Source organism: Rhodanobacter sp. sgz306013 (assembly GCF_057031145.1).
This window is the reverse complement of sequence record NZ_JBXCIJ010000002.1, coordinates 82,848-102,562: the sequence shown is the minus strand read 5'-3', so window position 1 is coordinate 102,562 and position 19,715 is coordinate 82,848. Positions and strand designations below refer to the sequence as shown.

Sequence of the window (19,715 nt, the reverse complement as noted above, 5' to 3'; positions counted from 1 at the left end):
GACGATTTGAAAATTGAAATATCCGGATTCCGCCGGGGAGCGGGATGCGCGGTTGTCCTGTTTTGCATCACCTGAATGTTCCGTCATGTGCCACTAGGCACATGGGGCCGCGTGCTGGATATGGCCGATTCAGCGTGAGATCTGGGCATTGGTCATGTTCACTTGTTGCCGATTGGTTCTGTAAAGGATGCAAATGTTTATTTAATGTGACCAGATGGTCGACTTAAAGGAATGGCCATCGGAAGTACCGGAAGGCATTTCGTCGACCTGGTTCGGATAGATACGGCGACTCGGAAAGTATTGCGTTGCGCCGGCCGCGCGATGCAGCGATGGAGATTGATGGATGCGCATGAAGTTCTATCCGGACGAGCTAAAGGACGAGGCCATCCGGTTGGTGGTCAAGCAACGTCTGAGCACGCGCGAAGCAGCCTTGCAGCTGGGTTTGCGCAGCGAGGTCGTCCGGGTCTGGGTGCGTCGCTTTCGTTGCGGCAAGGCGCGTCCGAGCGATATCGACCAGTTGCAGGCTTGCGTGCGAAAGCTTGCGGTTGAGCGCGACACGCTCGCCAGCATTGCTTCCCGTCTTCTCGAAAAAACCGGAGTTAATCACGCGTAGCTGGCATGCCGGTGCCGAAAGTTCTTGGCCGTGCGGGCGACAGGCTTGTTTGCCATTGTTTGCGCGGATGTTTCCAATTGCGGGAAAGAAATTTTTTGGGGTCGTCGGCTTGTGAGGCCGAGACTTTTGTTCACGCAAAAGCTGGGGAGTCGATTAATGAATATCGCAAGTTTCCGTAATTCACCGTTGCATGGTGCGCGCCTGCGCCACACGGCGCTGGCCTTGGCCATCGCTGCGACTGCCGGCATGACCGGACAGGCGCTGGCACAGTCCACCACCAGCACCATTTTCGGCACGGCGCCGATCGCGACCGGCGAAACGGTCAGGGTTGTCAACAATCAGACCGGATTCACCCGCGAAGTGCCGGTCGACAGCAGTGGTCGCTTTACCGCCAGTAGCCTCCCGGTGGGCGATTACACCGTGTCGCTGATGCAGAACGGCGCTGTGATCGCCTCGCACGACCACGTGCAGGTCAGCGTGAACGGCGGTTCGCAGGTGCCGTTCACCGCCGCTGCCGAAGCCGGCAAGAACGTACAGAACCTTTCAAGCATCACGGTTACGGCCAACTCGATTCCGGCGATCGACGTGTCCTCGACCCGCCAGACGTCGGTGATCACCTCGCAAGACCTCAAGGTCCTGCCCGTGGCGCGCAATGCCGAGTCCATTGCCTTGCTGGCACCGGGTACGGCCGGTGGCAACGCCGTGCTGGGTACGGGCCCCGGCGGCACCCCGCTGATCTCCTTCGGCGGCGATTCGGTGGTGGAGAACGCGTACTACATCAACGGCTTCAATACCACCGACCCGGTCGGCGGCGCGGGCGGCGTCGCCTTGCCGTATTTCGCCATCGCCGAGCAGCAGACCATCACCTCCGGCTACAGCGCCGAGTACGGCCGTTCGACTGGTGGCGTGATCAGCCAGGTGGGACAGCGTGGAGGCAATGAGTTCCATGCCGGCGTCTATGCCACGTGGATGCCGAGCTGGGCGCAGAGCAGCTACGACAACGAACACTTCGCCAACCCGCTGGTCACCACCCCGGGGCAGCAGTACGGCGATATCTACAGGAACCGCGAGCACAACAGCAGCTGGACCACGGTCTATGACGCCTATCTCTCCGGTCCGCTGATCAAGGACACGCTGTTCTTCTACCTTACGGCCGAAGCCCAGCACGACAACACCAAGTCCACCGGCTCCGTCCTCTCGCCGTACTACAACACCAACGGCAGCACGTCGCCCAAGTTCTACGGCAAGCTGGACTGGAACATCAACGACAACAACACGCTTGAACTGACCCATATCCAGAGCAAGGTGATGGATCAGTTCAACAACGCCTATAACTACAACTACGGCAACAACAGCATCGGCAGTTTCAACTCCATCAACAACCCGCTGTATTCGAGCAAGTTCGACGTCAATGTCCTGAAGTTCACCTCGTACATCACCAACGACCTCACGCTGAGCGTGCTGGGCGGCAAGATGAAGAGCACGTACTTCAGCCAGCAGGAGGCCTACCCCGGCTTTAACCCGCTGACGCCGGGCCTCGTCACGACCCAGTTCCAGAATCCTGCCGTTCCGGGCTTCGGCAACACCAACAACTACGCCAACACGCTGCCTTCGCCCGACCATAAGTCGACGGAAAACAACCTCCGCGTGGACCTGGACTGGAAGTTGGGCAACCACGACCTGAAGTTCGGTATCGACAACCAGCGCAGCACGGACATCAACGACGGTGCGATCTCCGGCGGCCCGGGCTACTACTGGCAATACGGCCAGGCGCCGGCCACGCTCATCGACGGCAAGTACATGGCCTGCAACAGCCTCGGCCAGTGCGCCTACAGCCCGACGCTGTACCCCAACGGGCAGACGGGCTACTACGCGGCACAGGTGTATTACGGCGGCGTGGCCTCGTTCACGGTGATGCAGAAGGCACAGTACGTCGAGGACAACTGGCAAGCCACGCCGAACCTGATGCTGAACCTCGGCCTGCGCAACGACCAGTTCACCAACTACAACGGCGACATGCAGCCCTACGTGCGCCAGACCAAGCCGCAGTGGGCGCCGCGCCTCGGCTTCAGCTGGGACATCTTCGGCGACAGCAGCGCCAAGCTGTACGGCAATGCAGGTCGCTACTATCTCGCCCTGCCTTCCGGCCTGGGTACCCGCATGGCGGGGTCCAACAACTTCAGCTATCTGTATTACACCTACTCCTCCATCGACGCGAACGGCATTCCGCAAGGCCTGACCCAGGTCCCGACGACTTCGACTCCTTATTCCGCCGACGGCGAGTATGGCCAGCCGAAGGATCCGAAGGTGGTCGCTGCGGCCAACTTGAAGCCGATGTACCAGGATGAATACGTACTGGGCTTCCAGAAGGCGTTCCATGCGTTCGGCCAGTCGCTGGTCTGGACCTCGCAGGCCACGTATTCGAACATGAAGGACATCGTGGATGACACGGGGTCCTTCTACAACGCCGCGGGCAACCTGATCATTCCTCCGGACGCCAATCCGAGCAATCTGAGCTCGGAAATCGACGTGCTGGTCAACCCGGGTCGCAGCAATACCCTGCGCTACCTGGCGAATGACGGTACCTACAAGACCTACACCTGGAATCCCGGCTCGGTCGCAAGTCCCGCTGGCAAGGTGATCGGCTTCCCCGCGGCTTTCCGCAAGTACTACAGCCTGGAGGAGTCGCTGGAGCATCCGTGGGACGGCAAGTGGATGGGCAAGATCGACTACGTGTTCTCCAAGAGCTACGGCACCACGGAGGGGCCGACCCAGTCGGCCACGCACCAGATCAGCAATGCCTCGGGCGCCGCCGGCGGCCACACCTCCGGCTCGATCACCACGGCATGGGACTTCCCGGAGGTCATGCAGTACGCCAACGGCGAACTGCCCAATTCGCATCGCCACACCTTCAAGGCCTATGGCACTTATGCCATCACGCCGGAATGGCTGGTCAGCGGCACGTACATCATCCAGTCCGGCGCGCCGATCACCTGCCTTGGCTACTTCGGTCCTGCCCAGACCGACCCGATCCAGTACGGCGAGAACTACCACTGGTGCGGTGGCGTGCCGTCGCGTCCCGGCGATGCCGGTCACACGCCATGGACGCATCAGCTCAATCTGGCGGTGAACTACATACCGGAGTGGGCGGGCAAGCACCTGAGCTTCCAGCTGCAGGTCCACAACGTGTTCAACGAGCAGAAAGTCACGGCCTACAGCGACTTCTACGGCGGCACCGGCAATGGCAACGTTCCGGATTCCACCTACAAGCTGCCGTGGGGCATCGAGGCGCCTCGCTACGCGGCGTTCAGCGTCAAGTACGATTGGTAAGCGGCATCTTCTTCAAGCCTCGTGTCGTCGGGAACCGGTGGCACGAGGCAGGGAGAGGCAAACAGGTGAACAAGGCCGCCGGGAAACCGGCGGCCTTGTTCATTTCAGCATGCACGTCGCGCGCAGCTTCACCTTGTACGAGGGCGCGGTGGATGGCGAGCATGTGCTGCTGCACGCCACGTAAAAAGGCCTGCGGGTCTGCAGCTTCACCTTCGGGTGACTGGCCTTCTTCAGGATTCAAAGCCGCTGTGCCGCCAGCGTCACCATGCAATGACCAGCACGCGATGTTTCTGCCCGCAGGGGCTGGCGCAGCGGCGCCGCGCTGGCCGCGCCTTGCACGCCGGATGCGGTGCGGGGAAGGGCAGCCCGGATCGAAGCACAGCCCGCGGAAATCGGGCAGGCGCCCACCTGCGGCCCCGGGCCTGCGCGGTGGCCGCCGCCAATCCGGGAAACGTCGCCGCGCGGCAGCCCGGCGATCAGGATCAGCTCCCGCGCCAGCGCCTTGAACACGGCAAAGCCGGACATTCTGCGCGATTCGATGTGCGGGCAGCGCTCGCGCCTGTGCCTGCCCCAGCCGGCGTGCGTGACCAGGCTGGACGGTCCGCTCTCCGGACCGGCCAGGGCGTGCCAGGGCGTGGCGCGCCCGGGGCGGCATGGCTGTCACGCCGGAATCCTCAAGCAAGGGGCCTTCACCCGCTAAAATGTGCCGCTGACACATCAGTCCAGCGTTCACTCCAAGGTTCCTGTCATCCATGAATACCGCCTACCGCCAATCCCTCCCCGGCACGTCGCTGGACTATTTCGATGCGCGCGCCGCCGTGGAGGCGATCCGGACGGGCGCCTACGACACGCTGCCGTACACCTCGCGCGTACTGGCCGAGAACCTGGTGCGCCGCTGCGATCCGGCGATCCTCGCCGAGTCGCTGAAGCAGATCATCGAGCGCAGGCGCGAGCGGGATTTCCCGTGGTTCCCGGCGCGCGTGGTGTGCCACGACATCCTGGGCCAGACGGCGCTGGTGGACCTGGCCGGCCTGCGTGACGCGATCGCCGAGCGCGGCGGCGACCCGGCCAAGGTGAACCCGGTGGTGCCGGTGCAGTTGATCGTGGATCACTCGCTGGCGGTGGAATGTGGCGGCTTCGATCCGGATGCATTCAGGAAGAACCGCGCCATCGAGGATCGCCGCAACGAGGACCGCTTCCACTTCATCGAGTGGACCAAGCAGGCGTTCGAGAACGTCGACGTGATCCCGCCGGGCAACGGCATCATGCACCAGATCAACCTGGAGAAGATGTCGCCGGTGATCCAGGTACAGGACGGGGTGGCTTATCCGGATACCTGCGTGGGCACCGACAGCCATACGCCGCACGTGGATGCGCTGGGCGTCATCGCCGTCGGCGTCGGCGGCCTGGAGGCGGAGAGTGTGATGCTCGGCCGCGCCTCGTGGATGCGCCTGCCGGACATCATCGGCGTCGAGCTCACCGGCAAGCGCCAGCCGGGCATCACCGCCACCGACATCGTGCTGGCGCTCACCGAGTTCCTGCGCAAGGAAAAGGTGGTCGGCGCGTACCTGGAATTCCGCGGCGAAGGCGCGGCCAGCCTTACCCTCGGCGATCGCGCCACCATCTCCAACATGGCGCCGGAATACGGCGCCACCGCGGCGATGTTCTTCATCGACGGCCAGACCCTCGACTACCTGCGCCTCACCGGCCGCAGCGATGAGCAGGTCAGGCTGGTGGAGACCTACGCCAAGGCCGCCGGCCTGTGGGCCGACACGCTGGCCTATGCGCAGTACGAGCGCACGCTGACGTTCGACCTGTCCTCGGTGGTGCGCAACATGGCGGGCCCGTCCAACCCGCACAAGCGCCTGCCCACGTCCGATCTCGCTGCGCGCGGCATCGCCGGCCAATGGGAAGAACAAGCGGGGCAGATGCCCGACGGCGCCGTGATCATCGCCGCCATCACCAGCTGCACCAACACCAGCAACCCGCGCAACGTGATCGCCGCTGCGCTGCTGGCGCGCAACGCCAACGCGCGCGGGCTCACGCGCAAGCCGTGGGTGAAGAGTTCGCTGGCGCCCGGCTCCAAGGCAGTGCAGCTGTATCTGGAAGAAGCCAACCTGCTGCCGGAACTGGAGAAGCTCGGCTTCGGCATCGTCGCGTTCGCCTGTACCACCTGCAACGGCATGTCCGGTGCGCTGGACCCAGCGATCCAGCGGGAGATCATCGAGCGCGACCTGTACGCCACCGCGGTGCTCTCGGGCAACCGCAACTTCGACGGCCGCATCCACCCGTACGCCAAGCAGGCCTTCCTGGCCTCGCCGCCGCTGGTGGTGGCCTACGCCATTGCCGGCACCATCCGCTTCGACATCGAGAAGGACGTGCTCGGCCACGATGCCAGCGGCCAGCCGGTGACCTTGAAGGACATCTGGCCGACCGACGAGGAGATCGACGCGATCGTCTCGGCCAGCGTCAAGCCCGAGCAGTTCCGCAAGGTCTACGAGCCGATGTTCGCCCGCACCGGCCGCGGGGGCACCCGCGCCGCGCCGCTGTACGACTGGCGCGCGCAGAGCACCTACATCCGCTGCCCGCCGTACTGGGAGGGCGCCCTGGCGGGCGAGCGCACGCTCACCGGCATGCGTCCGCTGGCGGTGCTGGGCGACAACATCACCACCGACCACCTGTCGCCGTCCAATGCGATCCTGCCCACCAGCGCGGCGGGCGAGTACCTAGCGAAGATGGGCCTGCCGGAAGAGGACTTCAATTCGTACGCGACGCATCGCGGCGACCACCTGACCGCGCAGCGCGCCACCTTCGCCAACCCCACCCTGGTCAACGAGATGGCCGTGGTCGACGGCGAGGTGAAGAAGGGCTCGCTGGCGCGCGTGGAGCCGGAAGGCAAGGTCATGCGCATGTGGGAAGCGATCGAGACCTACATGGAGCGCAAGCAGCCGCTGATCGTGATCGCCGGCGCCGACTACGGCCAGGGTTCGTCGCGTGACTGGGCGGCGAAGGGCGTGCGGCTGGCGGGCGTGGAGGCCATCGCGGCCGAGGGCTTCGAGCGCATCCATCGCACCAACCTGATCGGCATGGGCGTGCTGCCGCTGGAGTTCAAGCCGGGCACCAACCGCAAGACGCTGGGCATCGACGGCAGCGAGACCTTCGATGTGGTCGGTGTGCGCACGCCGCGGGCGGACCTCACGCTGGTGATCCATCGCAGGAACGGCGAGCGCGTCGAGGTGTCGGTGACATGCCGGCTGGATACCGCCGAGGAAGTGTCGATCTACGAAGCCGGCGGCGTGCTGCAGCGCTTCGCGCAGGACTTCATCGAGGCGTCGCAGGCGGCATGAGTCGGATTGCGAAGCCGCGTTTGTTTCTCATGACCATGCCGCCGCCGGCACTGGTGGAATACATCGGTGCTCTGCTGGAGCGGTTCGGACTGGATAAACGCCTGGGAAGCGCGCTGTTCGCACTGGCGAACCTGCATCAGTCGTTTTCCGAGCGCATTTTTTTGCCGACCGATGAAGACTGTGCGGCGTTGCTGCGGGTGGGCGCAGCCGTTTCCGCAGCCTCGTGCACGCTGCATTTCAACCGCATCGAGGGTCTGGCAGGCGTGCCCGGCCGGTCCCATTGGACGATGCGTGCGCGTGGCGTGCCGAAGGCGTTCACTGCCTTGCTGCAGGAGATTCAGCGCCACCTCGTGCAAGCAGGATTCGGCCACATCGCCACCGGCGTGACGCCGCATATGACCTTGAGCTACTGCGCCCCCGGGCCGCTGGACAAGATCGTGCTCGATCCACCCGTCGCCTGGACCATCGACGAGCTGTGCCTCGTCATCGGTGGTGGCCATCCTTACCGTTACGACATCATCGGCCGTTGGCCGTTGCTGCCCGAAATCGATCCCCCCGCCACGCAGCCAGGCTTGTTCTGAAGCAGCGCGGGCACTTCCGGAGATTCCCATGTCGCATGCTGCACAGATCCGCATCCCCGCCACCTACATGCGCGGCGGCACCAGCAAGGGCGTGTTCTTCCGCCTGCAGGACCTGCCGGAGGCGGCGCAGGTGCCGGGCGCCGCGCGCGATGCCTTGCTGATGCGCGTGATCGGCAGCCCCGATCCCTACGGCAAGCAGATCGACGGCATGGGCGGCGCCACCTCCAGCACCAGCAAGACGGTGATCGTGTCCAGCAGCACCCGGCCGGACCACGACGTGGACTACCTGTTCGGCCAGGTGGCGATCGACAAGGCCTTCGTCGACTGGAGCGGCAACTGCGGCAACCTGTCGGCGGCGGTCGGCCCGTTCGCCATCGCCGGCGGACTGGTCGATCCCGCGCGCCCGCCGCGTGACGGCGTCGCCACCGTGCGCATCTGGCAGGCCAACATTGGCAAGACCATCGTCGCGCACGTGCCGATGACCGGCGGCGAAGTGCAGGAAACCGGCGATTTCGAGCTGGACGGCGTGACCTTTCCCGCCGCCGAAGTGCAGCTGGAGTTCCTCGATCCGGCCGCAGAGGAAGACAGCGCGGGCGGGGCGATGTTTCCCACCGGCAACCTGGTCGACGATCTGGAGGTGCCCGGCGTCGGCACGCTCAAGGCCACCCTGATCAACGCCGGCATCCCGACGATCTTCGTCGAGGCCTCCGCGATCGGCTATACCGGCACCGAACTGCAGGACGCGATCAACGGCGACGCCAGGGCGCTGGCGATGTTCGAGACCATCCGCGCGCACGGCGCGCTGCGCATGGGGCTGATCCAGTCGCTGGACGAGATCGCCACCCGCCAGCACACGCCCAAGGTCGCCTTCGTCGCCCGGCCGGCCGGCTACGTCGCATCGAGCGGCAAGCCCGTGAAGGCGGGCGACATCGACCTGCTCGTGCGCGCCATGTCCATGGGCAAGCTGCACCACGCCATGATGGGCACGGCGGCGGTGGCCATCGGCACCGCCGCGGCCATTCCGGGCACGCTGGTGAACATCGCCGCCGGCGGCGGCGAGCGGAACGCGGTGCGCTTCGGCCATCCCTCGGGCACGTTGCGCGTGGGTGCGGAGGCGGCGCTGGCCGGCGGCACGTGGACCGTCACCAAGGCGATCATGAGCCGCAGCGCGCGCGTGCTGATGGAAGGCCGGGTGCGCGTGCCTGCGGGCTGAGTCCGCGGGCCGGGCCCCCAGCAGAGGCGCCGGCCCGGCCCGTCGGCGGGCCCTGGCGGAAGGGCTCCGCCTGCCCGCGAATCGGGCGGCGCACGCACGCCTGAACCGTGCCGGTGATGGCGGCGCGGCGCGCCGGCCCGGCTCTGGGCTGGAAACGTGCGGCCGGATCGCCCCTGGCCGACAGCGCCCCGCGGCGCCGGCCGCGTGCTTCCGGGCGGCGGCAGGGTAAGATGCTCCCTCTACCCACCCCGGCCGCAATCCAACCTCACGTGCGGCCGGCTCAACCAGGAAGCGAATCCATGGCACGCGGCATCAACAAGGTCATTCTGGTCGGCAACCTCGGCAACGATCCGGAGGTGCGTTACACCGGCAGCGGCACCGCGATCGCCACGCTGAGCGTGGCCACTTCCGAAAGCTGGACCGACAAGCAGAGCGGCGAGCGCCAGGAACGCACCGAGTGGCACCGCGTGAAAATGTTCGGCAAATTGGCGGAGATCGCGGGCGAGTACCTGAAAAAGGGCCGGCAGGTCTACATCGAAGGCTCGCTGCGCACCGAGAAGTACACCGACAAGAGCGGCGTGGAGAAGTACTCCACCGACATCGTCGCCAGCGACATGCAGATGCTCGGCGGCCCCGGTGGCGGCGAAGGCGGTGGCGGCGGCGGCTTCCAGCAGCGCGAGCGCCCGCAAGGCGGCCAGCGCCAGCAGGGCGGCGGCAACTACGGCGGCGGCGGTTACGGTAACCCGCCTCGTGGCGGCGGCGCACAGGCGCCGGCGGCACCCGCCAGCAGCGGTGGCTTCGAGGACGACGATATTCCGTTCTAGGACATACCTAAGACCGCTCCTGTACTAATTTCATCCATAAACCCCCGATTCGTCGGGGGTTTTTTCTTTCTCAAAAATGGACGTTTTCGAGCCAAGTTCCATTCTCAGTACTCGTCCAAGCTGCACCTTGGGGAGCTTGCGCCCAAGGCTTCTTCGTGTCCCGCAGCTCACTGCTCGTGCAGAAACGCCACCAAGCCCGCGCGGCGCTTCGCAGTGAGTCCACGCATGGCCGTGATCACACGGCGCTCCTGCGGCGACAGCGCTTCGTAGTCAGAGGCCTGCTCGCCGATCCGTATGGCCGTTTCGCGCCCCATCGCCAGCCAGTCCAGGCTGCAGCGGTATTCCCCGGCGATCTCGATCAGTCGCGGCAGCTCCGGCAGGGCGCATCCCGCGAACCACAGTCTGGCCGTTTCGCGGGCCACGCCGAAATGCGTGGCCACCGTGACCACGCGCTGGCGCCCAGCGGGCACGCCTGCCTCGTCGCAGGCTTGCTGCAGACGGTCGGCGAAAGCGGCATAAGGCACGGGGCGAGGCATGCGAACCAGGAAGTACTGCGGAGACCCGGGCCATTCTTGCAAGCCGGCCAATCGCATTTGACAATTTACACTTGCAAATGCAAAATAGAGTTGCTATTTTATGAGCCTAGCGTGATGCCGCCGGGCAAAGCCGGAGTTGCTCTTGGTTCGCACACGAATGAACGGCGTTGGTGCGGGTACGCCAACGCCAACCGGTACGGGAAGCTTCCCTGCCTGAGGGTGGGGCGCCATCGGCGAGCCGTCCAATCGCGGTTTGCGCAGGGGGAAAACATGGCAAGGCAATCGAAGAGGCCGCCTGGCCGCGGCAGGCGTGCTTGCGCGCCTTATTCATCGGTCTGATGCGAGAGGCCATGGTTCGCGGTAACGAATGTTGGTGGTCCGCGCCCAGAGTTGCCGCGGCGATGTCGACCCTTGGCCGGCGACATTCTGCCGCCGATGCCTGCCGTACCCGTGGCTGATCGCGCCAAACGATTTTTTCAGTCTGACACGTAGGCAAATCCGCGTGCGGACAGGGTTAACCAAGGAGAGGGACGCAGCATGAAGACAAGCACGCTACGCAACGCCATTTCCATCGCCTTGCTCATCGCCGCACCCGGCGCGAGTGATTGGGCTGCGGCCCAGGACGCCACGAAAGACACAACGGAGCAGGGTATGGCGCCGGTGAACAACGCGCCTGCCAAGAAGCACCCGAAGAAATCCACGGACACATCCACATCGCCAGTGGCCACGGACCTGCAAGCCGTAACGGTCACCGGTACCCGTATCCGCGGTGGCAGCACGCCATCGCCGGTCATCACCATCGGCAGTGAACAGATCCAGCAGGAGAGCTTCACCGACCTCGGCGAAGTGATCCGCAGCGTGCCGCAGAATTTCTCTGGCGGACAAAACCCAGGGGTAACCGGTGTTACCAGCGGCAACGGCAATCAAGATCTCACCGGCGGCTCTGCCTTGAACCTTCGCGGATTGGGAGCCGATGCATCGCTGACACTGCTTAATGGGCGTCGCCTGGCCTATGACGGGTTCTCCCAGGCCGTAGACATCAGTGCCATTCCAGTGGAGGCGGTGGAGCGCCTGGAAATCGTCCCGGACGGTGCGTCGGCCATCTACGGCTCGGACGCGGTGGGCGGTGTGGCCAACGTGATCTTGAAGCCTGACTTCAACGGGGTGACCCTGGGGACGCGCTACGGTGGTGCGACCGATGGCGGGCTGGCGACGCGTGAGTACTCCGCAACAGTCGGCGCTACCTGGGCGAGCGGTGGGATGATCGCGGCTTTCAAAGACGTCGGTGCCGATCCCATCTATGCGCGTCAGCGCGCTTACACTCAATATCTCATCGAGCCGTACACGATCTATAACGGCAGCGATTCGCGTAGCGGTCTGGTCAGCGTTCACCAGTCGATCGGCGACGTGGCCGAACTGCAGCTTGACGCACTCAGGACCAAGCGTGACATGACGCAGTACTACGGTCTGACGGCGGATTCTTACTACCGCTACAGCCCGAAGGCATCGATCACGCTGGTGTCGCCCAGTATCGCGTTCTCCCTTCGCCATGGCTGGTCGCTCACCTTGAGCGGGGCGTACGGCAAGGACGATGACATCTACGCGCGTCGGCTCATCGCGAAGACTGGGGTCAGTCTCGAGGATCTTGAGTACTACAACAACGTCAGCCACTCCTGGGAGATTGGCGCCGAAGGTCCACTTTTCCGGATTTGGGGAGGGGATGCACAGTTAGCCATTGGGACCGGCGGGCGGGAGTATGAATTCCATGAGGTGCCGAAGGTCTCCGGCAACCCTTATGGTGGCGATGAAAATGTCCGGTTTGCCTACGCCGAGCTGAGTGTTCCGTTCGTTTCACCCGCCTCGGGTATCCCGGGCGTACACCGCTTGGAATTCAGCGCGGCGATGCGTGGCGAGGACTACGACAGTTTTGGCCGGGTGACGACGCCGAAGCTCGGTGTGATCTATGACCCCACTGCCGACTTCACGTTCAAGACCTCCTGGGGGAGGTCGTTCAAGGCACCGACGCTTACGCAGCTCTATGGAAATAAGTACGCCTATCTGTGGAGGGCCTCCACCGTAGGGGCTGGCGGAAGTTCCGCGGATGCAACCGTGCTGATGTCCTATGGCGGCAATGCCGACTTGCAGGCCGAGCGAGCACGAACCTGGACGACTTCGTTGGCCTTCCATCCAGAGGCATTGCCGGAGCTCGACGCCGAACTGAGCTGGTTCGACATCGACTACACCGACCGTGTGGTCTTGCCCGTCAACTACCTGCAGGCGCTGAGCAATCCGGCCTATGGGGATTACGTGGATCGGTCGCCGACGCTCGAAAAGATTCAACAGCTCTTCGCGGTTTATGGCGGCAATTTCTACAACCTGTCCGGCGTGGCTTACGACCCGAGCAAGGTGGTAGCGATCATTCGCGACCAATACGTGAACGCCGCACGACAGCAGGTAAGGGGCCTCGATCTGTCGGGCTCGTATCGCTTCGATCTTGATGGCAGTCAGTTGGTGGTACGCGGATCGGCCAGCTGGCTTGAGAGCACGCAGATAACCAGCGCCGGACAGCCCGAGCAAACACTCGCCGGCACCGTCTTCAACCCGGCTAGGCTCCATGGCCGCGCCGGCGCTGCCTGGACGTCGAATGGCTTCAGCGCATCGGGCTTCGTCAACTATATCGGCGGAGTAACCAACCGCCTTCCCGAGGTGACGGAGAAGACGGCGTCGTTCACTACGCTGGACATCGCGATTAACTACGAGGTCGGCGAGCGTGCCGCCGCCTTCTCGGGGCTGACGCTCGGACTCTCGGTTCAGAACCTGCTGAATCGCAAGCCTCCACTTTATACCTCGGCGTTTGCGACGTACGTGCCGTACGACGCCACCAACTACTCGGCGATTGGACGCTTCATAAGCGTTTCGGTTTCCAAGCACTGGTAGGGGAGGGGGCATGAATTTTTTTCATCGATCAACCCTGCGAGCGGCTGTGACAGCACGTATGCGCATGAGTGCTTCCACCAGGAGGCGCCGCCCGCATTGGGTTCCGACGCTTGCACTTGTTGTGCTTGGTGTGATCGTCGTCGGAGCGCTGCAGGCGGCAACGGTGTCGCCGCGGCGCTTGCTGGAGGTGACCGATCTAGGTAACCCGGTGATCTCGCCTGATGGGCGGCACGTGGCGTTCCGGACCGAGCAAGCATCGATGGTACGCAACACGTACGACACCGCGTGGTACGTACAGGCCCTGAATGGGAAATCTTCGCCGCTTCGTGTGGCGGATGGAGGTGCGCCATTGCGTGAGTACGTCAGCGGAGTCGTGTTGCCATCGCCGGCCATCTGGTCGCCGGATGGGCGGTGGATCTACTATCGGGCCCGCCTCAATGGCCGTGTCTCCGTTTGGCGCGCGGCAGCGGATGGTTCCGGGGGGCGTGCAGTAACGTCTGATCTGGCGGACGTGCGGGATTTCATGCTGAGCGGTGATGGGCAAACGCTTACCTACAGCGTCGGCGCAACCCGGGAAGAGGTCGTCGGCGCGGAAGAATCCGAGTACGACCGAGGCATCCGCATCGACGACACGGTGAATATTGCCGCCGGACTGTTCCGGTCGAGCAAGCTAGAGGGGCGACCGGCCACGCAGCGATTCATAGGAGATTGGTTCTCGACTGGTCCATTGCTGGCGAAGGCATCGAACTGCTGGAAGGCTGTCGATCTGGCAACGATGGCAACCAGGGACTTGCCTGCATTGGAACTACCGCTGCACCCGCTAAAGGCGGCCGATCTGTCGCCGCATCTCCCGGCGGCGCCGACCAAGATAGCCCAGAGTTCGCGCGATGGACGCATCGCGGTGCTGATGTCGGGAAAGAAGGAGAAGGGGCTGTTGATGAGCCGGCAAGTCGAGCTAGCCATGTTACCGGACAGGTACGCTTCGTACCCGGTCCGGTGCATGGCTGAGCTATGCCACGACAAGTACATCACGGCTGTCCAGTGGCGGCCTGGCAGCGACGAGGTCCTGTTCACGGCCGTTGACTTTCACAAGGGACGTACGCAGTCGATCTACGGATGGAATGTTGTAACAGATGCGGTGCGGCCGATTGTGGTTTCCGACGGGCTTGTCAGCGGTAGCCAGCGCTACTGGGACATTCCTTGCGCGTTGTCGACCGATACTTTGGTGTGCGTCGCGGCCGAAGCAGATCGTCCGCCGCGTCTCGAAGCGATTGATGTGAAGAGCGGCCATCGCCAAATTCTTTTCGAACCTAATAAAAGGCTGGAGGAAGACATCGCGGCGACAGTGCCGGCAAGGCTGATTCGCTGGAATGACAAGGAGGGCCGGGAGTTCAGCGGTCAATTATTCCAGGCGCGGGGGGCGAGTACAGGTCGGCCGCCTCCGCTGTTCGCGACGTTCTACGATTGCTACGGATTTTTGCGCGGCGGGCTAGGTGACGAGTGGCCGCTCGCTACCTTGGCCGAAGATGGCATATCGGCGCTTTGCATCAATGCTTACCCGGTGATGCGGCTTGATTTCGTCGCCAATTATGACCAGGGACTTGCAGCCGTGGAGAGCGTTGTGAAGCTCCTGTCCGCCGAGGGGCGCATCGATCGAACGCGCATTGGCATGGGCGGACTTAGCTACGGCAGCGAGGTGACGCTGTGGACGCTGGCCCATTCGGATGTAGTGACTGCCGCGTCCGTCAGTGGCATCTCGGTGACGCCAACCTATTACCTGTTCAACAGCTTACGGGGTGCCTTTCGTTCCACTCTTCGGGAGGTGTGGCAACTTGGTGCGCCAGACGAAACGCCAAAGCGGTGGAGGGAGATTTCGCCCGCGTATCAGCTCGACAAGATCAAGGCGCCGATCCTGTTCCAGCTGCCTGAGCAGGAATACCGGATGACGCTGGATTATGCGCTCCCGCTGATGCGCAGGCACCAGGCGGATATCTACGTGTTCCCGGACGAGAGCCATATCAAGTTCCAGCCCAGGCACAAGCTGGCCGTGTACGAGCGCAACGTCGACTGGTTCCGCTTCTGGCTGCAGGGGTTCGAAGATTCGAGCCCGGACAAGGCCGGGCAGTACCGCATCTGGCGTGCGATGAAGAGTAAGGCCGCGACGCATCGTTCCGGCACGGAGGCTCACGGTGCGCCCTGATCCTGTTGGCGCGCCCAGTTCTCGGCTGCGCACAGGTCGAAGATGCGGAGAAACGACAGATCCCTTGGTGCAAGTTCTCTTGCGAAGAAATTCGCCAATGCGGAGCGGTCGAGCAAATCGTGTGCGCACAGCTGACCCTCCTCGAGGAACTCGCGCATCGTCGGCTTGTTAGATGTACAGATGGCGGCCATGTACCCGGTGTACGAGCCTTTGCTGCGCCGGTGGAGGATGCCGTACGGCAGACGGTCGGCAAAAGCCTGGCGGGCGACGGCACGGTTTCGTCCTTCGGCGATCCACATCCAGGTCGGGACTTTCAGGCATGCCTCCATGACGGGCTGGGACAGCAGCGGAAAGTGCATGGAGCGTCTCGCGCCGCGGGGTGTGGCATCCCTGAATAGCTGAGTCCCGATCAGGTCGTGGATTTTCTCGCGATCTCCGGGCAGGGCGTTCGATGGACCGCTCATCCAGGGATGAGGCTCCGACACGGCTGCCACGCAGGCTGGGTTGAGCAGCGTGCGGTCTTCTTTCCAGGCTGTGTGCGGCCGCTGCATGAGCTTCTTCAGAGTCAATCGGCCGGCCTTGAAGACCGTGCATTGGTGTAGGGCTGCGAGGTTGCCGATGGCGGCGATGCCTGTCGTTACGCCGCGCTCCATGAAGGCGTCGGCGGCGGGAGCCGCGGTCTTCAGGTAACAGAAGACGGTATCGCCGCCTCCACCCGAGAAGAAGCTGTGCGCGCCATACCGGTCGCCGGTTGCCTCCCAGGCCTCGTTGACGGCGTTCTGCAGAATTCCGACTGCAGGAATGACGGACGAGCGCGGCACGGGAAATTCGAAGCGGACATGTTCGAACCCGACCTCTACCGGGAAGAGTTCCCGGCCCAGCGCATCCGTCACCAGACGGGCGTAGGGGCGCTCGTCGGTTCCGGCCACGGGCATGACCAGCGTGCAGAAGCTGGCGCGCAGCGACGCGTCGTGCAGGCAGACGGCGACGACGGAGGAATCCAGTCCGCCCGACAGCTCGACCACGAACCTGTCGTCCATCGTGGATAGCGCTCTGACCGCGCCGGATACGGCGGCTCGGACGTCTTGGGCGGCCGCGTGAAGATCCTCGTGCCTGGTGCCCTTCTCCACGAAGCGCCACGGCGACCACGCGGGACGAATTGAAACGTCCCTTCCCCGGCAGGTCAGCTCGCAACCCGGAAGCAGCTCGCTGACATCCTTTAACGCCGTACGCGCTGTCTTCAGGTAGGGGAAGTTGAGGCTGTGCGCTACAGCCTGCCAGTTCACTTCACGGCGATAGAGTCCCAGCTCGACGGCAAGGCCGATATCCGAGGTGATGAAGCCTTCGCCATCGGCCAGCGAATAGACGCATGGCACGGCACCTGAAGGATCGCGCAGCAAGGTGATTGCCGAACTGTTGTCACGGTCGATAAGGATGGCGAGATAGTTGCCCCACGTGTCCTGCAGCATGCGAGTAGTGAGCTCCCGCACTGGCCGATCTATATCCAGGCGCTGAGGGATGGGCTGGCCGTCCTTGGTGAAAGCCTGGCCGATCAGCAGGCCGTGATCGGGTATGTCAACAGCAGGCACATCAGAGGAAGCGAAGACCCTGGCCGAGGCTGACTCAAGTTTGCAGACCATTCCCGCGGCGAGCAGGCGCCTGTCCAGCTGGAGCGTGTCGTCGGCACTCCGGCTCCATCTTGTGCCGAGCAGAATGATGTAGCGACCGTTCATCAGATCATCCGGATGGGAGTGTGCGCGTTGGCGTCGGAGAGTGTTTCGTTCAAGACGATGTCGTTGGCTTGTACCCAGCAGTGCGCTGTGAATGGCTCCGATGTCACGCCGAAGACGATGTTTGCCGGCAATCCACGTCGCGAAAAGAACCGGAGCAGGGCCAGGGAATCCAGCAGGCAGATCGGATCGATAGGCACGTAGCGGCGCGCGCGAGCGAATTGCTGGTTGGCCTGGAGCAGCCTCTCCTCAAGCGCGGCGGCTGCGGAAATCTCCAGCGCGCCTGTTTTGCTGTCGCGGTATGCGCAGGCTTCGTCGAGGTTCGTTTTGAGTGAGCGAACTTTCAATTGGCGACGAGTCGACCAGACGGTCGCCATGACTTCGAAGACGATGGCGATGCCGAGTTGGCGACCTGCGGGCGTGGCAGGTTGCTCGATGGCGCTGCGGGTTGGGCGTTGGATGGTCGCTACGGTGGCGCGCGCTTCCGAGTCCGGGACTTCGACCAGGATCCGTGCGGCCGCGAGATCTTCCAATAGCTGGGAAGCAACATCTTCATGCGCTTGGAAGCGGCGCATGGCCTTCTCAAGCGGGCCGGTCAGTTTGAAGTACCGGTCATGCGCGATGTCGAGAAAGATCATGTGCCCGTCGACATCGCAGCACCAAAGTTCCTCTCTGAGTTGGTAGCACATCGCCTGTCCCCGAAGGGGGTGCGCACCAAGGTGCGCACCCTGGAGTGATTACTCCTCGGAAATGCCGGGAATCATCGGAAGGCCGGTCCCGGCCCCCTCGGTGAAGCCGCTGCTGCCCTGCGTCTCCACACTGGCGACGCCGAGCTCGATGACATCGTCCTGCTGGTTGCGGATGTTCTCGTTCGTGTTCATCTCAGTCTCCTGCGGTTGCGTCATGGCAGACCCATGACAACGCCAGCGTAGGAGCCGGATTTTTTGATTTTCAAATGATTACTGCGTTGTCAGCCGATAATTCTTCCCCGGCGTGATGCGTCTCCCGTCATGCGGGCCTGCCTGATCTACGGTGCTCGACCGACTTGCGGATTGTGCCCGGGCCTAACATCGAATCCGGCGGACGCTGCATACCTGGCGGGTGTTGGCTGGGGAGACCCGGTATGCCGCTTCCAGGCGCGTCCGGCTTGGCGTGCCGACATAACCCAAGACACGTTGACTACACGTGTAGCTGCGCGGTAGTGTGGCTACACGTGTAGTCAAGGAGTGCGAGATGCCGGCAATCCGCAGGGCGTGGGTGGTGGTCATCCTGGGCATGGCCTTCGTGCCTGCGGCTTCAGCGGCCATCGCTTGCTCGACGACCGCGTCGACTCTCCGGCTGGAAAGCGCCGGCTACCACCGGCGGTTTGTTTCCGTGGCGAAGGGAGTACGGCTGGAGGTGCTCGACTGGGGCGGAGCCGGGCGGCCTCTCGTGCTCTTGCCGGGCCTGGGCAACACGGCGCACGTGTTCGATGCGATCGCCCCGGCATTGGCGCGGCATTTTCACGTGTACGGCATGACCGGACGTGGCTTCGGCGCATCGTCGGTGCCCCGGAGCGGCTACGATGCGGATCGGCTGGCCGACGACGTCATGGCCGTCATCAAGGCGCTCGGCATCCATCGCCCCATCCTCGCCGGCCACTCGATCGCCGGCGAGGAATTGAGCGCGATAGGGGCGCGCTACCCTGGCGAGATCGCCGGATTGATCTACCTCGATGCCGCACACGAGTACGCGGTCTACGATCCGGATCGGGGGGCGTATCTTCCCGACCTGGATCGCCTGGCTGCGCAGATCGCGCGCATGCGCGACAACCCGGTGGACAAGTCGCCGATGACCGCGCTGCTGGGCGACGTTTCCGTGCTGCAGCGCAGCCTTCGCAGCGAACTGGCGGCGATAGCCGCGGATGACGCAAGCGCGGCGGGCGCGGCGTCGCCCGGCCCGACGCCCAGGGACCTGGCCAGTTTCCCGGCGTTTCGCTGCTTCGTTTCCGCGCAGCTCGGCGGCGTCATACCCGAGGACGAGATACGCCAGACGTTTGCGACCACCGCCACCGGCGGCGTCGGGGAACAGAAGGCCCCGGCGTTCGTCTACAACGCCATGCTTGAAGGCGAAAGGCGTTTCCGCGCCCCAAGCGTACCCATCCTCGCCATCGTTCCCGTCCCACGCGTGTCGGATCTGCCTGCCGGCAAAGATGCGGCGAAACGCCAGGCGGATGACGAGATGCACACGCGCATGCAGGAGCAGGAGATCGCCACGCTCCTGCACCAGCAGCCGTCGGCGAAGATCGTGCGAATACCCTACGGCCACCATTTCCTGTTCCTGTCGAACCCCACGCAGGTGGTAAGCGCCATGACTGCGTTTGGGGAGCAGTTGCCTTAGGCGCGCGTGGCTCCGGCCGACGGAC

The 19,715-nt window shown here is 63.9% G+C and carries 15 protein-coding genes; 9 read left to right on the top strand and 6 right to left on the bottom strand.

Features of this window, described 5'->3' with window-relative positions; genetic code table 11:
- The first annotated feature begins 349 nt into the window (after positions 1 to 349).
- Complete coding sequence (locus AC2EWF_RS05505) at positions 350 to 613, top strand: transposase (RefSeq protein ID WP_483638365.1); 264 nt, start codon at positions 350 to 352, stop codon at positions 611 to 613.
- A 156-nt stretch (positions 614 to 769) separates the two neighbouring features.
- Entirely contained in the window at positions 770 to 3,943 is a 3,174-nt protein-coding gene (locus AC2EWF_RS05500) for a TonB-dependent receptor (RefSeq protein ID WP_483638364.1), read from the top strand.
- Here AC2EWF_RS05500 and AC2EWF_RS05495 read toward each other — a convergent pair.
- Both AC2EWF_RS05495 and AC2EWF_RS05490 read right to left on the bottom strand, forming a co-directional pair.
- A complete protein-coding gene (locus AC2EWF_RS05495; RefSeq protein WP_483638363.1) occupies positions 3,927 to 4,184 on the bottom strand; it encodes a hypothetical protein in 258 nt (85 codons plus the stop codon). The genes AC2EWF_RS05500 and AC2EWF_RS05495 overlap by 17 nt on opposite strands.
- Complete coding sequence (locus AC2EWF_RS05490; RefSeq protein ID WP_483638362.1) at positions 4,181 to 4,468, bottom strand: hypothetical protein; 288 nt, start codon at positions 4,466 to 4,468, stop codon at positions 4,181 to 4,183. The genes AC2EWF_RS05495 and AC2EWF_RS05490 overlap by 4 nt, the downstream gene beginning before the upstream one ends.
- A gap of 227 nt (positions 4,469 to 4,695) precedes the next feature.
- Here AC2EWF_RS05490 and acnD point away from each other — a divergent pair, with 227 nt between their 5' ends.
- The 4 genes from acnD to ssb all read left to right on the top strand — a co-directional run bounded on the left by acnD (position 4,696) and on the right by ssb (position 9,908).
- Complete coding sequence (gene acnD / locus AC2EWF_RS05485) at positions 4,696 to 7,290, top strand: Fe/S-dependent 2-methylisocitrate dehydratase AcnD (RefSeq protein ID WP_483638361.1); 2,595 nt, start codon at positions 4,696 to 4,698, stop codon at positions 7,288 to 7,290.
- Positions 7,287 to 7,871, top strand: a complete 585-nt coding sequence (locus tag AC2EWF_RS05480) for a 2'-5' RNA ligase family protein (RefSeq protein WP_483638360.1) — start codon at positions 7,287 to 7,289, stop codon at positions 7,869 to 7,871. The genes acnD and AC2EWF_RS05480 overlap by 4 nt, the downstream gene beginning before the upstream one ends.
- 28 nt (positions 7,872 to 7,899) lie before the next feature.
- Complete coding sequence (gene prpF, locus AC2EWF_RS05475) at positions 7,900 to 9,084, top strand: 2-methylaconitate cis-trans isomerase PrpF (protein WP_483638359.1); 1,185 nt, start codon at positions 7,900 to 7,902, stop codon at positions 9,082 to 9,084.
- A 299-nt stretch (positions 9,085 to 9,383) separates the two neighbouring features.
- Positions 9,384 to 9,908, top strand: coding sequence for a single-stranded DNA-binding protein (gene ssb / locus AC2EWF_RS05470; RefSeq protein WP_483638358.1), 525 nt, complete (start codon positions 9,384 to 9,386; stop codon positions 9,906 to 9,908).
- Between the two features lie 167 nt (positions 9,909 to 10,075).
- Here the strand turns inward: ssb and AC2EWF_RS05465 are convergent, their stop codons facing one another.
- Positions 10,076 to 10,444 carry a helix-turn-helix domain-containing protein gene (locus AC2EWF_RS05465; RefSeq protein WP_483638357.1) on the bottom strand — a complete coding sequence of 123 codons (369 nt, stop codon included), beginning with the start codon at positions 10,442 to 10,444 and terminating at the stop codon, positions 10,076 to 10,078.
- Between the two features lie 537 nt (positions 10,445 to 10,981).
- Between AC2EWF_RS05465 and AC2EWF_RS05460 the strand changes: the two genes are divergently transcribed.
- A complete protein-coding gene (locus AC2EWF_RS05460) occupies positions 10,982 to 13,381 on the top strand; it encodes a TonB-dependent receptor plug domain-containing protein (protein WP_483638356.1) in 2,400 nt (799 codons plus the stop codon).
- A 64-nt stretch (positions 13,382 to 13,445) separates the two neighbouring features.
- A complete protein-coding gene (locus tag AC2EWF_RS05455; RefSeq protein ID WP_483638355.1) occupies positions 13,446 to 15,581 on the top strand; it encodes an Atxe2 family lasso peptide isopeptidase in 2,136 nt (711 codons plus the stop codon).
- Here the strand turns inward: AC2EWF_RS05455 and AC2EWF_RS05450 are convergent.
- The 3 genes from AC2EWF_RS05450 to AC2EWF_RS05440 all read right to left on the bottom strand — a co-directional run bounded on the left by AC2EWF_RS05450 (position 15,566) and on the right by AC2EWF_RS05440 (position 18,192).
- Positions 15,566 to 17,314 carry an asparagine synthase-related protein gene (locus tag AC2EWF_RS05450; RefSeq protein WP_483638354.1) on the bottom strand — a complete coding sequence of 583 codons (1,749 nt, stop codon included), beginning with the start codon at positions 17,312 to 17,314 and terminating at the stop codon, positions 15,566 to 15,568. The genes AC2EWF_RS05455 and AC2EWF_RS05450 overlap by 16 nt on opposite strands.
- Complete coding sequence (locus AC2EWF_RS05445; protein WP_483638353.1) at positions 17,314 to 17,949, bottom strand: lasso peptide biosynthesis B2 protein; 636 nt, start codon at positions 17,947 to 17,949, stop codon at positions 17,314 to 17,316. The genes AC2EWF_RS05450 and AC2EWF_RS05445 overlap by 1 nt, the downstream gene beginning before the upstream one ends.
- Before the next feature lie 99 nt (positions 17,950 to 18,048).
- Positions 18,049 to 18,192, bottom strand: coding sequence for a benenodin family lasso peptide (locus tag AC2EWF_RS05440; protein WP_483638352.1), 144 nt, complete (start codon positions 18,190 to 18,192; stop codon positions 18,049 to 18,051).
- Positions 18,193 to 18,544: 352 nt separating this feature from the next.
- Here AC2EWF_RS05440 and AC2EWF_RS05435 point away from each other — a divergent pair, with 352 nt between their 5' ends.
- Positions 18,545 to 19,690: an alpha/beta fold hydrolase gene (locus AC2EWF_RS05435; protein WP_483638351.1), complete on the top strand. Its 1,146-nt coding sequence runs from the start codon at positions 18,545 to 18,547 to the stop codon at positions 19,688 to 19,690.
- The last annotated feature ends 25 nt before the right edge of the window (positions 19,691 to 19,715 follow it).

Coding starts and splice junctions, on each gene's coding strand:
- AC2EWF_RS05445 (WP_483638353.1), bottom strand. CDS start 17,949: ATGATCTTTCTCGACATCGCGCATGACCGGTACTTCAAACTGACCGGC.
- AC2EWF_RS05505 (WP_483638365.1), top strand. CDS start 350: ATGAAGTTCTATCCGGACGAGCTAAAGGACGAGGCCATCCGGTTGGTG.
- AC2EWF_RS05500 (WP_483638364.1), top strand. CDS start 770: ATGAATATCGCAAGTTTCCGTAATTCACCGTTGCATGGTGCGCGCCTG.
- acnD (WP_483638361.1), top strand. CDS start 4,696: ATGAATACCGCCTACCGCCAATCCCTCCCCGGCACGTCGCTGGACTAT.
- AC2EWF_RS05455 (WP_483638355.1), top strand. CDS start 13,446: ATGAGTGCTTCCACCAGGAGGCGCCGCCCGCATTGGGTTCCGACGCTT.
- AC2EWF_RS05450 (WP_483638354.1), bottom strand. CDS start 17,314: ATGAACGGTCGCTACATCATTCTGCTCGGCACAAGATGGAGCCGGAGT.
- AC2EWF_RS05440 (WP_483638352.1), bottom strand. CDS start 18,192: ATGAACACGAACGAGAACATCCGCAACCAGCAGGACGATGTCATCGAG.
- prpF (WP_483638359.1), top strand. CDS start 7,900: ATGTCGCATGCTGCACAGATCCGCATCCCCGCCACCTACATGCGCGGC.
- ssb (WP_483638358.1), top strand. CDS start 9,384: ATGGCACGCGGCATCAACAAGGTCATTCTGGTCGGCAACCTCGGCAAC.
- AC2EWF_RS05480 (WP_483638360.1), top strand. CDS start 7,287: ATGAGTCGGATTGCGAAGCCGCGTTTGTTTCTCATGACCATGCCGCCG.
- AC2EWF_RS05460 (WP_483638356.1), top strand. CDS start 10,982: ATGAAGACAAGCACGCTACGCAACGCCATTTCCATCGCCTTGCTCATC.
- AC2EWF_RS05435 (WP_483638351.1), top strand. CDS start 18,545: ATGCCGGCAATCCGCAGGGCGTGGGTGGTGGTCATCCTGGGCATGGCC.
- AC2EWF_RS05490 (WP_483638362.1), bottom strand. CDS start 4,468: ATGTCCGGCTTTGCCGTGTTCAAGGCGCTGGCGCGGGAGCTGATCCTG.
- AC2EWF_RS05465 (WP_483638357.1), bottom strand. CDS start 10,444: ATGCCTCGCCCCGTGCCTTATGCCGCTTTCGCCGACCGTCTGCAGCAA.